Consider the following 13652-nt stretch of genomic DNA (forward strand, 5'->3'; position numbering starts at 1 on the left):
CCCGCGCCGGCCGGCTACGGCCGTCCGTCACGCTGGTCGGTCGCCGCCCTGGCCGCGGGCAGGGGTTTGGATGTTTATGCGGACCAAACCCTACTGGACGCTATTTGGGGTCGCGCGGGGAGGGTGCCCAACGCGCCGCCCGAGCCCCCAAAGGGATGGAATCCCCGCTTCCGGGGGGTATCTGACGGGGCTTCCTGTACGGGTGTACGGAGAGTGGTGCGGCGCGGGGACCCCTTGAAGGGGCGCGGGGAACTGCGCGCCCGGCCACAGCCGGGTCCGCGGCCGAACGACGACGCCCCAGCCGAACCCCCCACGGCGTTAGCGTGGCACCGTGCCCTACTTCGACGCCGCCTCCTCCGCCCCCCTGCACCCCGTGGCCCGCCAGGCCCTCCAGGCCTCGCTCGACGAGGGCTGGGCCGACCCGGCCCGGCTCTACCGCGAGGGCAGGCGGGCCCGGCTGCTGCTCGACGCGGCCCGGGAGGCCGCGGCCGAGGCGGTCGGCTGCCGGCCGGACGAGCTCGTGTTCACCTCTTCGGGGACGCGCGCGGTGCACTCCGGAATTCACGGCTCCCTCTCCGGCCGTCGGCGTGTCGGCCGCCATCTGGTGGTGTCGGCGGTGGAGCACTCCTCGGTGCTGCACGCGGGCGCGGCCCTGGAGGCGGACGGCGGCACGGTGACGGAGGTCCCGGTCGACCGGGCCGGGGCGGTCTCCCCCGCCGCGTACGCCGCCGCGCTGCGCCCCGACACGGCGCTGGCCTGCCTCCAGTCCGCCAACCACGAGGTGGGCACGGTCCAGCCGGTCGCCGAGGTGGCCGAGGCGTGCCGGGCGGCCGGGGTGCCGCTGCTCGTGGACGCGGCCCAGTCGCTGGCGTGGGGCCCGGTGGAGGACGGCTGGTCGCTGCTCGCCGCGAGCGCGCACAAGTGGGGCGGCCCCGCGGGGGTGGGGCTGCTCGCGGTCCGCAAGGGCGTCCGGTTCGCCCCGCAAGGCCCCGCCGACGAGCGGGAGTCGGGCCGGGCGCCCGGCTTCGAGAACATCCCGGCGATCGTGGCGGCGGCCGCGTCGCTGCGGGCGGTGCGGGCGGAGGCGGCGGCGGCCGAGGCGGAGCGGCTGCGGGCCCTGGTCGACCGGGTGCGCACCCGGGTGGCGGAGCTGGTGCCGGACGTGGAGGTGGTCGGGGACCCGGTGCGGCGGCTGCCGCATCTGGTCACCTTCTCGTGTCTCTATGTCGACGGGGAGACCCTGCTGCACGAACTGGACCGCGAGGGTTTCTCGGTCTCCTCCGGTTCGTCCTGTACGAGCAGCACGCTCACCCCGAGCCATGTGCTGCGGGCGATGGGCGTACTGAGCGAGGGCAACGTCCGGGTCTCGCTGCCCCTGGGCACGGCCTCCTCCGACGTCGACCGCTTCCTCGCGGTGCTGCCCGGGGTGGTGTCGTCCGTCCGCGAGAAGCTCGGCGCGCCGGTGTCCTCGCCGACCCCCGCCACCCCTCGCGGTGACCTGACCATCGACGCGCTCGGCAAGCGCTGCCCCATCCCGGTGATCGAACTGGCGAAGGTGATCACCGACGTCCCCGTGGGCGCCACGGTCACGGTCCTCGCCGACGACGAGGCGGCCCGGCTCGACATCCCGGCGTGGTGCGAGATGCGGGGGCAGGAGTACGTGGGGGAGACGCGGCGGGAGCGGGGGTCCGCGTACGTGGTGCGGCGGGTGGGGTGAGGCCGGCATGGGGGTACGGAGTACCCCCACACCGGTAAGGACGGGTGGGGCTAGGCCAGGTACTCCCGGACCTCGGCCGCCGCCTCGTCCCCGTACGCCTTCGTGAAGCGGTCCATGAAGTGGGCGCGGCGCAGCTGGTACTCCTGGGTGCCGAGCGTCTCGATCACCAGCGTCGCCAGCATGCAGCCGACCTGCGCGGCGCGCTGGTGGCCGACGCCCCACGACAGGCCCGACAGGAAGCCCGCGCGGAACGCGTCGCCGACGCCGGTCGGGTCGACCTTGGCCTCCTCCTCGGCGCAGCCGACCTCGATCGGGTCCTCGCCGACGCGCTCGATGCGCACGCCCCGCGAGCCGAGGGTGGTGACCCGGTAGTCGACCTTCCCGAGGATCTCCGCGTCGCTCCAGCCGGTCTTGGACTCGATGAGCCCCTTCTCGTACTCGTTGGAGAAGAGGTACTTCGCGCCCTCCAGCAACGTACGGATGTCGTCGCCGGACATCCGGGCGATCTGCTGCGAGAAGTCCGCCGCGAACGGGATCCCGCGCGTCTTGCACTCCTCGGTGTGCCGGAGCATCGCCTCGGGGTCGTCGGCGCCGATCAGGACCAGGTCGAGGCCGCCCACCCGCTCGGCCACCGCCTGGAGCTCGATCTGGCGGGCCTCGCTCATCGCGCCCGTGTAGAAGGAGCCGATCTGGTTGTGGTCGGCGTCCGTGGTGCACACGAAGCGGGCGGTGTGCAGGACCTCGGAGATACGGACCGAGTCCGTGTCCACCCCGTGCCGGTCCAGCCAGGCCCGGTACTCGTCGAAGTCGGAGCCGGCGGCCCCGACGAGGATCGGTCGGGTGCCGAGCTGCCCCATTCCGAAGCAGATGTTCGCGCCGACACCGCCCCGGCGCACGTCGAGGTTGTCGACGAGGAAGGAGAGGGAGACCGTGTGCAGCTGATCGGCGACCAGCTGGTCGGCGAATCGGCCGGGGAAGGTCATGAGGTGGTCGGTGGCGATGGAGCCGGTGACTGCGATACGCACGGCGAGGACACTCCTGCGTGGAGGACTGTTGACAGTTAACGCTACCGGGTCGCGGGGGTTCACCTGAAGGGCTGAAATTACCCGATAGTAGTCCTTTTTTCGCATGGTTCCTGATGCGTACGGTGCGGAATATGGAAACCATGGAGCAGACCGGGAACGTCATGACGTCCGAACCGGGCTTGGCGGAGCTGCGCGGCGACTGCGCACGGATGGCCCCCCACTGGGTGGTGCCAACGGAGGCCGGACCGGCGCCCGTCCCACCGTCCCGCATCCACGGGGTGTCCGTGCCACCCGACTCGGTCCGGCTGATCGCCACCATGTCCGAGTACGGCGACTGAGCGGACCAGAGCGGACCCGAGCGACGGGGCAGCGCGCGGAGGGAACCGTGCGCTCCCCCGCTCCGTCCAAGGCCTGTCCCCCGTAAAGGGGATGCGGGATACGACTGGACAGGAGCGATGCGGTGAGCAGCGAGCACACGCAGGACGAGTCGCAGCAGCGGCGGACGCGACGATCCCCCTTCGTCCTCGCCTCGGTCGCGGCCGCGGTGCTGGTCGCGGGCGGCGGCGGGGCCTACTGGGCGTCCACCGCCTCGGACGGCTCGCCCGCCGCCGGGGGCACCGCCGACGCGAAGGCCGGGGCGGGCGCGGACTCCACTCCGCCGCCGCTCGGCCTGGACAGCGGCAGGGAGGGCATCGCCCCCGGCGAACCGGACCCGAACGGCGTGGTCTACCGCGCCGAGGGGAAACTTCCCGACGGCCCGGCGAAGGCGTCGGTGTACCGCCCGGGCGGCACGGTCGGCGAGGCCGAGGTGGCGAAGCTGGCGAAGGCCCTGGGGATCGACGGTCCCCCGCGCCTGGAGGGGACGGTCTGGAAGGCCGGGATCACCAAGGACGGCGGCGGACCGGTACTGACGGTCAATCAGAAGGCGCCGGGCAGCTGGACGTTCGCCCGGTACGGCAGCGGCGGTACGGACAACTGCCCCAAGGGCAGCAAGTGTCCGATGCACACCACCGGAGCGGACACCTCCACGAGCTCGGTTCCGGGCATCGCGCCCGGCGAGCACGACCCCACGGGAGGCGGCTCGGCGGTGAGCGAGCAGGCCGCGAAGGCCGCGGCCGCCCCCGTACTGAAGGCGCTGGGCCAGGACGACGCCAAGCTGAACGCGTCCCAACTGATGGGCGCGGTACGGGTGGTGAACGCGGACCCGGTGATCGGCGGTCTGCCCACGTACGGCTGGACGACCGGCGTCCAGGTCGGCCCCGACGGCCAGGTGGTCGGCGGCAGCGGTCAGGTGAAGGCGCCGGAGAAGGGTGCCACGTACCCCGTGCTGAGCGCCGAGGAGACGCTGAAGCAGCTGAACGGATCGGGCGGCGGGCGCCCGGCGAGCAAGGACTGCACGGGCCCGGTGCCGCTGGAGGACCAGCCGCAGGGCGAGCCCACCAAGGGCAGGCTGCCGAGCGACCCGCAGCGCAAGCTGCCCAGTGACCCGCAGGGCAACATCCAGCGGCAGCCGTGCAAGCAGGGCACGCCCTCGACGGTGACCGTGGACAAGGCGGTGTTCGGGCTCTCCGCGCAGTACGTGGACGGGCAGCAGGTGCTCGTACCGTCGTGGCTCTTCGAGGCGAAGCCGACCGGCGCCGCGCAGCCGGTCACCATCACCGCCCCGGCGCTGGCCCCGCAGTACCTGGCGAAGCCGCCGGTGGCGCCGTCCGGGCCCGGCACTCCCCTGCCGACGCCGTCCGGGTCGTCACCGGTCGGCCACCAGGCTCTGCTCTCGTACGCGATCGGCCAGGACGGCCGGACGCTGACCGTGACCTTCTGGGGCGGGATCTGCGACACCTACGCGGCGACGGCGGACGAGAGCGGCACGGAGATCCGGGTCACGGTGGGCGTCGCGCACCACGACCCCAAGAAGATCTGCGCCATGATCGCCAAGAAGGAGACGGTCTCGGTGACGCTGCACCAGACGCTGGGCGAGCGTCAGGTGGTGGACGCCAACACCGGGAAGGCGCTGCCGAAGAGCTGAGCCGCGGTCGTACGGCATGCACCTACGACGAAGGCGGGCACCCCGGAAAGGGTGCCCGCCTTCGTCATGGCGCGAGTCGGCACGTATCGGCCGACGCGCGATTTAGCTGAAGGAGTCGCCGCAGGCGCAGGAGCCCGACGCGTTCGGGTTGTCGATCGTGAAGCCCTGCTTCTCGATGGTGTCCACGAAGTCGATCGAGGCGCCGCCCAGGTACGGGGCGCTCATGCGGTCGGTGACGACCTTCACGCCGCCGAAGTCCTTGACGACGTCGCCGTCGAGCGAGCGCTCGTCGAAGAAGAGCTGGTAGCGCAGGCCGGAGCAGCCGCCGGGCTGGACGGCGACGCGCAGCGCCAGGTCTTCCCGGCCTTCCTGGTCAAGGAGGGCCTTGACCTTGGCCGCGGCGGCGTCGGACAGGAGGATGCCGTCGCTCACAGTGGTGGTCTCGTCCGATACGGACATCTGCTTCTCTCCCGGGTTGTACGGAGACTGCTTGCCGACGGTGAAAACCGGCGGGACCCCGGATTCATTCCGGGCCGTGCGTGGGCCTTGGCCGTGCCTTGGCTCACCTTCATGCTCGCACACCCCGGCGCGGGCCGGAAAAGACCTGTGGACAACCGCGGGCGAGCGGCGGAGCGAGAGGGAAAGGGGATGTGTCACATCGACGCTATGGCCATCGTCAAACTGACGTGAAGCAGTTATGATAGATAGCGTCATTTAGACGAAAACTCGTCTGCGAAAGAGAAAGGGTGCGTGACGTGACCACCGCCCAGCCCCTGGATGTCCAGCCGACGCCGCTCGCCCTGCTGCTGCTCGGCCGCGAGGCCGACCCGAAGAGCGAGCGCGGCGTGGAGTGCCCCGGCGACCTGCCGTCGCCGTCGGACCCGAACCTCGTGGCGCGCGCCCGCGCGGCCAAGGAGAAGCTCGGTGACAAGGTCTTCATCCTCGGCCACCACTACCAGCGCGACGAGGTCATCGAGTTCGCCGACGTCACCGGCGACTCCTTCAAGCTGGCCAAGGACGCGGCCGCCAAGCCGGAAGCCGAGTACATCGTCTTCTGCGGTGTGCACTTCATGGCCGAGTCCGCGGACATCCTGACCTCGGGCGACCAGAAGGTCGTGCTGCCCGACCTGGCCGCCGGCTGCTCGATGGCCGACATGGCCACCGCCGAGCAGGTCGCCGAGTGCTGGGACGTGCTGACCGAGGCGGGGATCGCCGAGCAGGTCGTGCCCGTCTCGTACATGAACTCCTCCGCCGACATCAAGGCCTTCACGGGCAAGCACGGCGGCACGATCTGCACCTCGTCCAACGCCAAGAAGGCGCTGGAGTGGGCGTTCGAGCAGGGCGAGAAGGTGCTCTTCCTGCCGGACCAGCACCTGGGCCGCAACACCGCCGTCCGCGACATGGGGATGTCGCTGGACGACTGCGTGCTCTACAACCCGCACAAGCCGAACGGCGGCCTGACCGTCGAGCAGCTGCGGAACGCCAAGATGATCCTGTGGCGCGGCCACTGCTCGGTCCACGGCCGGTTCTCGGTCGACTCGGTCAACGACGTGCGCGCCCGCATCCCCGGCGTGAACGTCCTGGTCCACCCCGAGTGCAAGCACGAGGTCGTGGCGGCCGCGGACTACGTCGGCTCGACCGAGTACATCATCAAGGCGCTGGAGGCGGCCCCGGCCGGCTCCAAGTGGGCCATCGGCACCGAGCTGAACCTGGTCCGCCGTCTGGCGAATCGATTCGCCGCGGAGGACAAGGAAGTCGTCTTCCTCGACAAGACGGTCTGCTTCTGCTCGACGATGAACCGGATCGACCTGCCGCACCTGGTGTGGACGCTTGAGTCCCTCGCGGACGGCAAGCTCGTCAACCAGATCCAGGTGGACGCGGAGACGGAGAGCTTCGCGAAGCTGGCGCTGGAGCGGATGCTGGCTTTGCCGTAGGCGCCCGGTTTTCGTCTGCGGGTCGGCTGTGGCTGGTCGCGCCCACGCGGCGGAGCCGCAGATGTCACAGCCCCGCGCCCCTTGAATGCCGCTACGCGGCAATCCTCGGGGCGCCCCGAAGGGGCGCCCTTCAGAGGCGCGGGGGCCAAGACCCGGCTATTCCACCCTCGGCCGCACCAGGCCCGACTCGTACGCGATCACGACCAGTTGGGCCCGGTCCCGGGCGCCCAGTTTGGCCATCGCGCGGTTGACGTGGGTCTTCACCGTGAGGGGGCTGACCACCAGGCGTTCGGCGATCTCGTCGTTGGAGAGGCCGCCGGCCACCTGGACGAGGACTTCGCGTTCGCGGCCGGTCAGGGCGGCCAGGCGTTCGGCGTGGGCGCCGGGCGGGTCGCCGGAGCCGTCCCAGCTGCCGCCCTGGGCGAGGAAACTGGCGATGAGGCCCTTGGTCGCGACGGGCGAGAGCAGGGCCTCGCCCGCCGCCGCGATCCTGATGGCGTTCAGGAGCTCGTCCGGCTCGGCGCCCTTGCCCAGGAAGCCGGAGGCACCCGCGCGCAGGGACTGCACCACGTACTCGTCGACCTCGAAAGTGGTGAGCATCACCACGTGGACGTCCGTGAGTTCGGGGTCCTCGCTGATCATGCGGGTCGCGGCGAGCCCGTCCGTGCCGGGCATCCGGATGTCCATGAGGACGACGTCGGCCCGGGTCGCGCGGGCCACGGCGACCGCCTCGGCCCCGTCCGACGCCTCGCCCACCACGTGCATGCCCGGCTCGGAGTCGACGAGGACACGGAACGCGGAGCGCAGCAGCGCCTGGTCGTCCGCGAGTACCACCCTGATCGTCATGCGTAGCCTTCCCCCGGTCCCTCGGCCGCCCGGACGGCCTCGGCCTCCTTGCGGGTCCGCGCCGTACGGGCCGTGTCGGCCGTCTTGACCGGCAGTATCGCCTGCACCCGGAAGCCGCCGCCGTAGCGGGGTCCCGCCGTGCAGGTGCCGCCGAGCGCGCTGACGCGCTCGCGCATCCCGAGCAGACCGTGGCCCCCGCCGTCGCCCCCGGTGGCGCCGTCGCCGTTCCCGGTGCCGTTGTCGATGACCGTGATCTCCGTGTTCGGGCCCACCCGCACCACGCTGACCTCGGCCTTCGCGTCCGGGCCCGCGTGTTTGCGTACGTTGGTGAGCGCCTCCTGGATCACCCGGTACGCGGCGAGGTCCACGGCCGCCGGGAGCCCGGCGCGGACGGCCGCGTCGAGGGGGGCGAGCTCGACCGGGAGCCCGGCGCGGCGGAAGCCGCCCAGCAGGTCGTCCAGGAGCGCGAGGCCGGGGGCCGGCTCGGTGGGGGCCTCCGGGTCGCCGGACTGGCGCAACAGGCCGACGGTGGCGCGGAGTTCGTTCAGCGCCGAGCGGCTGGCCTCGCGTACGTGCGCGAGGGCCTCCTTGGCCTGGTCGGGGCGCTTGTCCATGACGTGCGCGGCGACCCCGGCCTGGACGTTGACCAGCGCGATGTGGTGGGCGACGACGTCGTGCAGATCGCGGGCGATGCGCAGGCGCTCCTCGGCGACCCGGCGGCGGGCCTCCTCCTCACGGGTGCGCTCGGCCCGCTCGGCGCGCTCGCGGATGGACTCCACGATGGCCCGGCGGCTGCGGACGGCGTCGCCTGCGGTCGCGGCGAGGCCGGTCCAGGCGAGCACGGCGACGTTCTCCTGCGCGTACCAGGGCGCGTCCCCGAAGCACATCGCGGTCGCGGTGAGGACGGCCATGGTGGTGATGCCGACGCGGTAGGTGGTGGGGCGGTCGGTGTGCGCGGCGACCGTGTACAGCGCGACGACCGGGCTGATCGCGATCGGGGCGGGCGAGTTGCCCGCGAGCAGGTCGGCGACGGTGACGGCGCCGGTCAGGCCGAGGACCGCGAGCGGGTTGCGGCGGCGCAGCACCAGGGAGACGGCGCCGAGCACGGCGAGGACGAGGGCGGTCACGCTGGGCGTCCTGGTCCCGAAGACGGGGCCGTTGGAGCCGTGGGGGTCGGCGAAGGAGCCGACGATCATGCAGATGAGGACGACCCCGGCGAGGGCGGCGTCCCCGGCGAGGGGGTGGGCGCGGAGCCATCCGTGGATGCGGGCGAACGTCACGCCTCCCTACGGTACGGGGCGCTGGCTGGTCGGGGCTGCGCCCCGAACCCCCCTTGTTCGGCTGATCGCCGTGGGTCCGTTGTGCCCACCCGTTCCGCCCCAGCGGAAGGACTGCCCACAACGGATGCCGGAACGTCAGCCCCGGCCCAGCGTCAGCCCGGGATCAGCCCGTCGTCGCTGAGCATCTCCCTGACCTCGTCCAGGGTCGCGTCCTCGGCCGGGAGGATGAGCTCCGACGGCTCCAGGGCGTCGTCCGGGAGGGGTTCGCCCAGGCGGCGGACCGCGTCGAGGAGGGCGCCCAGCGTGCGGCGGAAGCCCTCTGCGTCGCCCGCCTCCATCTCCTCCAGCAGCTCGTCGTCCAGCTTGTTGAGCTCGGTGAAGTGACTGTCCGCCAGCTTCACCTGGCCCTCCCCCATGATCCGTACGATCATGGCGACTCCTCCTTGGCCCTCGGCCCTACTGCTTGTCGAAGCGGGGGGTCTGCTGCTGCGGACGGTCCTGCGGGCCGGCGGTGCCGCCCTCGATGGCCTGCTGGCCCGACGTGCCGCCGGTGAGCTCGGCCTTCATCCGCTGCAGTTCCAGCTCTACATCCGTACCACCGGAGATGCGGTCGAGCTCGGCCTGGATTTCGTCCTTCTGGAGGCCGGACTGGTCGTCGAGGGCGCCGGAGGCCAGCAGCTCGTCGATCGCACCGGCCCGCGCCTGGAGCTGCGCGGTCTTGTCCTCGGCCCGCTGGATGGCCATGCCGACGTCGCTCATCTCCTCGGAGATGCCCGAGAAGGACTCGGCGATCCGGGTCTGCGCCTGGGCCGCCGTGTACGTCGCCTTGATCGTTTCCTTCTTGGTGCGGAAGGCGTCGACCTTCGCCTGGAGCCGCTGGGCCGCAAGGGTGAGCTTCTCCTCCTCACCCTGCAGCGTCTGGTGCTGCGTCTCCAGGTCGGTGACCTGCTGAGTGAGGGACGCGCGGCGGGTCAGCGCCTCGCGCGCCAGGTCCTCGCGGCCGAGCGCCAGCGCCTTGCGGCCCTGGTCCTCCAGCTTGGTGGACTGGCTCTGGAGCTGGTTCAGCTGCAGTTCGAGCCGCTTGCGGGAGGTCGCCACGTCGGCGACACCGCGACGCACCTTCTGAAGCAGCTCCAGCTGCTTCTGGTACGAGTAGTCAAGGGTCTCGCGCGGGTCCTCGGCCCGGTCAAGGGCCTTGTTCGCCTTCGCGCGGAAGATCATCCCCATACGCTTCATGACACCGCTCATGGGCTTCGCGCGCCCCCTTCTGACGGACTCCAGCTCCAGCTGCTGCAACAGAACCCACAGTACGGGCCCTGCATCCATTACCGCACTGTTCGGGCGCGGATGCGGTCATCCGCAAGGACGACTACGCCCCCGCCCGCTCCGGCGCAAGGAGTAGGTGACGGTCAGGGACCGCGCTGCTACTGCCCGCGAACCCGCCCTCTCACACCCCGAGGACGCAAGGCGTTGCCGGATCGTTCCCCACCGGCCTGTGGTCCATGCGCGCGACCCCGTACCCTTGGGCTTTGTGTTCCGTAGCCGTTCCAAGGAAGAGAAGGCCCCCACCGACAAGGTGACGGCGGACCTCTCCAAGCAGCCCCGCGACCCCGAGGCCCCCAAGGGCCGGCCCACCCCCAAGAGGAGTGCGGCCCAGACCCAGCGCCGTCGGGCGTCGACCGTGCCGAGCGACCGCAAGGAGGCCGCCAAGCGTTCGCGCGAGGTCCGCCGCATCGAGCTGGCCAAGCAGCGCGAGGCGCTCGCCAACGGCGACCAGCGCTATCTGCCGGCCCGCGACAAGGGTCCCGTGCGCAAGTTCGTGCGCGACTATGTCGACTCCCGGTTCTGCGTCGCCGAGTTCTTCCTGCCGCTCGCCGTGATCATCCTGGTCCTCTCGATGGTCCGGATCGGCAGCCTGCAGAACATCTCGCTGCTGCTGTGGCTCGCCGTGATCGTGCTGATCGTGATCGACTCCATCGGTCTGGCGTTCCGTCTCAAGAGGCAGCTCAAGGAGCGCTTCCCGGACGAGCCCACCAAGGGCGCGGTGGCGTACGGCCTGATGCGTACGCTCCAGATGCGCCGGCTGCGTCTGCCGAAGCCGCAGGTCAAGCGCGGAGAACGGCCCTGAGCACGGAAGTCGCCGCCTTCAGCGGCGCCTCCGGCCACTGGCTGAAGGGCCTGGGCGGACTGCGCAACACCGTGCGCCAGGAGCTCGTGGCCCGTCAGCTCGACGAGCAGATAGCCGCCCGCTTCCCGGTCGGCCAGCGGCTGCGCGTCCTCGACGTCGGTACGGGCCAGGGCACCCAGGCCCTGCGCCTGGCCCGGGCCGGGCACACGGTGACCGGCCTGGAGTCCGACCCCGAGATGCTCAGGGTGGCGCGCGAGTCGCTGTCCACCGAGCCGGAGGGCATCCGCGAGCGGGTCCGGCTGATCGAGGGCGACGGCAACGAGACCGGGGTGCACTTCCTGCCCGGCTCGTTCGACGTGGTGCTCTGCCACGGCGTGCTGATGTACGTCCAGGAGCCCGACGCCATGCTGGCGGGCCTGGCCCGGATGCTGGCCCCCGGCGGCCTGCTCTCGCTGCTCGTACGCAACGCGGACGCGCTCGCGATGCGCCCGGGGCTCGCCGGGGACTGGCCCGCGGCGCTCTCGGCCTTCGACACCGACGCGTACACCAACCGGCTCGGGCTCTCGGTCCGCGCCGACCGCCTTGAGAACCTGACCCGCACCCTGGACGGCATCGCGGCCCCGCTGCACGTCTGGTACGGCGTGCGCGTCTTCACGGACAACGTGCCCAACGACGTCCAGCTCCCGGCCGCCGAGGAGCTCGACCGGCTGCTCGCCGCCGAGGACAAGGCGGGCCGCACGGATCCCTACCGTCAGGTCGCGGCGCTGCTGCACCTGTGCGGAGTGCGGGGCTGACTACTCCGTCCGGGTGAGTCAGGTAAGGCGGCACTTTTCACGTCCTACCGGTGTGACCACTGACGACGCGAGCTCCAAGCTGCCCGCCCGGGAGACCTGGCGGGCGCTCTACCGCCACTTCCGGCCGCACCGCGCCACCGTCGCCCTCGGGGCGCTGCTGACCCTGGCGGGCGCGGCCACCGGGCTCGCCCAGCCGCTGGCCGCCAAGGCCCTGGTGGACCGGCTCGGCGGGGACGAGCCGATCGCGGGGGTGCTCGTCCTGCTCACCGCGCTCGTGGTGGTGGGCACGGTGGTCGAGTCGTTCGGGGCGTACGTCCTGGAGCGCACCGCCGAGTCCGTGGTCCTCTCCGCCCGGCGCACCCTGATCGGGCGGCTGCTGCGGCTGCGGCTGCCCGAGGTCGAGCGGCTGCCCCCGGGCGATCTGATGTCCCGGGTGACCTCCGACACCACCCTGCTGCGGGCGGTCACCACCCAGTCCGTGGTCTCGGCCGCCACCGGCGGGCTCACCTTCCTCGCGACGATCGCGATGATGGCGTACATGGACGCGGTGCTGCTCGGCGTCACGCTCGGCGTGATCGTACTGATCGGCTCGGCGGTGGCGACGGTGATGCCGCAGATCTCCCGGGCGACCGCGCGGGCGCAGGCGTCGGTGGCCGAGATATCCACCGTCCTGGAGCGGGCGTTCGGCGCCTTCCGCACGGTCAAGGCCTCCGGCGCCGAGGAGCGCGAGACGGCGGTGGTGGACGCGGCGGCCGAGGAGGCCTGGCGGCACGGGGTGCGCTCGGCCAAGTGGCAGTCGGTGGCCGGGACTTCGGTCGGCCTCGCGGTGCAGGTGTCGTTCCTCGCGGTGCTCGGCATCGGCGGCGCGCGGGTCGCCTCGGGCGCGATCTCGGTGTCGACGCTCGTCGCGTTCCTGCTGTTCCTGTTCTATCTGATCGACCCGGTCTCCAGGCTGGTGCAGGCGGCCACGCAGTACCAGGTGGGCTCGGCCGCGATCGCCCGGATCGAGGAGGCCGAGCGCCTGGAGACCGAGGAGCAGGGAGCCGCCGCCGCGTCCACGCCGCGCACCGGGCCCGCCTCGGTGGTGTTCGACGAGGTGACCTTCCGCTACCGGGACGACCTTCCGTACGTCCACCACGGGGTCTCCTTCACGGTGCCGGGCGCCGGGATGACCGCGTTCGTGGGGCCCTCGGGCGCGGGCAAGACGACCGTGTTCGGCCTGGTCGAGCGGTTCTACGAGGCGACCGGCGGCCGGATCCTGATCGACGGCCGGGACGTGCGCGACTGGCCGCTGGCCGAGCTGCGCGCCACCATCGGCTATGTCGAGCAGGACTCCCCCGTGCTGGCCGGGACCGTCCGCGAGAACCTGGTCTTCGGCGCCCCGGACGCCACGGACGCGGAGATCGCCGACGTCCTCGTACGGGCGAAGCTGGACGCGCTGGTGGAGCGGCTGCCGGACGGTCTGGACACCGTGGTGGGGCACCGGGGTTCGAAGCTGTCGGGCGGCGAGCGGCAGCGGGTGGCGATCGCGCGGGCGCTGCTGCGCAGGCCCCGGCTGCTGCTCCTGGACGAGGCGACCTCGCAGCTGGACGCGGTCAACGAGCTGGCGCTGCGGGACGTGGTGGCCCAGGCCGCCCGGGACACGACGGTCCTGGTGGTGGCGCACCGGCTGTCCACGGTGACGCTGGCGGACCGGATCGTGGTGATGGAGGCGGGCAGGGTACGGGCGGTGGGCACCCATACCGAGCTGGTGGCCGGGGACCCGCTCTACGGGGAGCTGGCGGCGACGCAGTTCCTGGCGACGGCGTGACCCGGCGGGCCTGGGGCCTGCGGGCCTGCGGGCCTGCGGGCCGACCTGATCGGACCGTCGTGGGAGGCCGTGCGGCGGGGCCGGGGCAATAC

Annotated in this window: 13 protein-coding genes; 7 read left to right on the top strand and 6 right to left on the bottom strand. The window is 72.0% G+C overall.

Annotated features, from left to right (window positions below):
- Positions 1-331 precede the first annotated feature (331 nt).
- Positions 332-1717, top strand: a complete 1386-nt coding sequence (locus OG965_RS13565) for a cysteine desulfurase/sulfurtransferase TusA family protein (protein WP_371652302.1) — start codon at positions 332-334, stop codon at positions 1715-1717.
- Between the two features lie 50 nt (positions 1718-1767).
- On the opposite strand, the gene OG965_RS13570 is transcribed toward OG965_RS13565, so the two are convergent.
- Positions 1768-2742: a carbohydrate kinase family protein gene (locus OG965_RS13570; protein ID WP_371652303.1), complete on the bottom strand. Its 975-nt coding sequence runs from the start codon at positions 2740-2742 to the stop codon at positions 1768-1770.
- Positions 2743-2882: 140 nt separating this feature from the next.
- Here OG965_RS13570 and OG965_RS13575 point away from each other — a divergent pair, with 140 nt between their 5' ends.
- A complete protein-coding gene (locus OG965_RS13575) occupies positions 2883-3080 on the top strand; it encodes a hypothetical protein (RefSeq protein ID WP_371656934.1) in 198 nt (65 codons plus the stop codon).
- Between the two features lie 122 nt (positions 3081-3202).
- Positions 3203-4768, top strand: coding sequence for a hypothetical protein (locus OG965_RS13580; protein WP_371652304.1), 1566 nt, complete (start codon positions 3203-3205; stop codon positions 4766-4768).
- Between the two features lie 102 nt (positions 4769-4870).
- Here OG965_RS13580 and OG965_RS13585 read toward each other — a convergent pair whose 3' ends face one another.
- On the bottom strand, positions 4871-5227 hold the full coding sequence (locus OG965_RS13585; protein ID WP_371652305.1) for an iron-sulfur cluster assembly accessory protein: 357 nt from the start codon (positions 5225-5227) through the stop codon (positions 4871-4873).
- A 287-nt stretch (positions 5228-5514) separates the two neighbouring features.
- Between OG965_RS13585 and nadA the strand changes: the two genes are divergently transcribed.
- Positions 5515-6702: a quinolinate synthase NadA gene (gene nadA, locus OG965_RS13590; RefSeq protein WP_371652306.1), complete on the top strand. Its 1188-nt coding sequence runs from the start codon at positions 5515-5517 to the stop codon at positions 6700-6702.
- A gap of 156 nt (positions 6703-6858) precedes the next feature.
- Here the strand turns inward: nadA and OG965_RS13595 are convergent, their stop codons facing one another.
- The 4 genes from OG965_RS13595 to OG965_RS13610 all read right to left on the bottom strand — a co-directional run bounded on the left by OG965_RS13595 (position 6859) and on the right by OG965_RS13610 (position 10154).
- Positions 6859-7548, bottom strand: coding sequence for a response regulator (locus OG965_RS13595; protein ID WP_371652307.1), 690 nt, complete (start codon positions 7546-7548; stop codon positions 6859-6861).
- Complete coding sequence (locus tag OG965_RS13600; protein WP_371652308.1) at positions 7545-8828, bottom strand: sensor histidine kinase; 1284 nt, start codon at positions 8826-8828, stop codon at positions 7545-7547. Before OG965_RS13600 ends, OG965_RS13595 begins: the two co-directional genes overlap by 4 nt.
- Before the next feature lie 152 nt (positions 8829-8980).
- Entirely contained in the window at positions 8981-9259 is a 279-nt protein-coding gene (locus tag OG965_RS13605; RefSeq protein WP_371652309.1) for a hypothetical protein, read from the bottom strand.
- A 25-nt stretch (positions 9260-9284) separates the two neighbouring features.
- The gene (locus tag OG965_RS13610; RefSeq protein ID WP_371652310.1) at positions 9285-10154 is read right to left on the bottom strand and encodes a PspA/IM30 family protein; all 870 of its coding nucleotides are present in this window, start codon (positions 10152-10154) and stop codon (positions 9285-9287) included.
- 205 nt (positions 10155-10359) lie between these two features.
- On the opposite strand from OG965_RS13610, the gene OG965_RS13615 reads away from it, so the two are divergent.
- The 3 genes from OG965_RS13615 (at position 10360) to OG965_RS13625 (ending at position 13560) form a co-directional block, all read left to right on the top strand.
- Positions 10360-10956, top strand: a complete 597-nt coding sequence (locus tag OG965_RS13615; protein WP_371652311.1) for a DUF3043 domain-containing protein — start codon at positions 10360-10362, stop codon at positions 10954-10956.
- 71 nt (positions 10957-11027) lie between these two features.
- Complete coding sequence (locus OG965_RS13620; RefSeq protein ID WP_371652312.1) at positions 11028-11750, top strand: class I SAM-dependent methyltransferase; 723 nt, start codon at positions 11028-11030, stop codon at positions 11748-11750.
- Between the two features lie 52 nt (positions 11751-11802).
- Entirely contained in the window at positions 11803-13560 is a 1758-nt protein-coding gene (locus OG965_RS13625) for an ABC transporter ATP-binding protein (protein ID WP_371652313.1), read from the top strand.
- Positions 13561-13652: the final 92 nt, after the last annotated feature.

Origin of the sequence: Streptomyces sp. NBC_00224, from assembly GCF_041435195.1 — a bacterium.
Classification (GTDB): Bacteria; Actinomycetota; Actinomycetes; order Streptomycetales; family Streptomycetaceae; genus Streptomyces.

What these genes read in the sequence shown, in the direction of transcription:
- OG965_RS13575 (WP_371656934.1), top strand. Translation starts at nt 2,883, where the DNA reads ATGGAGCAGACCGGGAACGTCATGACGTCCGAACCGGGCTTGGCGGAG.
- OG965_RS13585 (WP_371652305.1), bottom strand. Translation starts at nt 5,227, where the DNA reads ATGTCCGTATCGGACGAGACCACCACTGTGAGCGACGGCATCCTCCTG.
- OG965_RS13595 (WP_371652307.1), bottom strand. Translation starts at nt 7,548, where the DNA reads ATGACGATCAGGGTGGTACTCGCGGACGACCAGGCGCTGCTGCGCTCC.
- OG965_RS13605 (WP_371652309.1), bottom strand. Translation starts at nt 9,259, where the DNA reads ATGATCGTACGGATCATGGGGGAGGGCCAGGTGAAGCTGGCGGACAGT.
- OG965_RS13610 (WP_371652310.1), bottom strand. Translation starts at nt 10,154, where the DNA reads ATGGATGCAGGGCCCGTACTGTGGGTTCTGTTGCAGCAGCTGGAGCTG.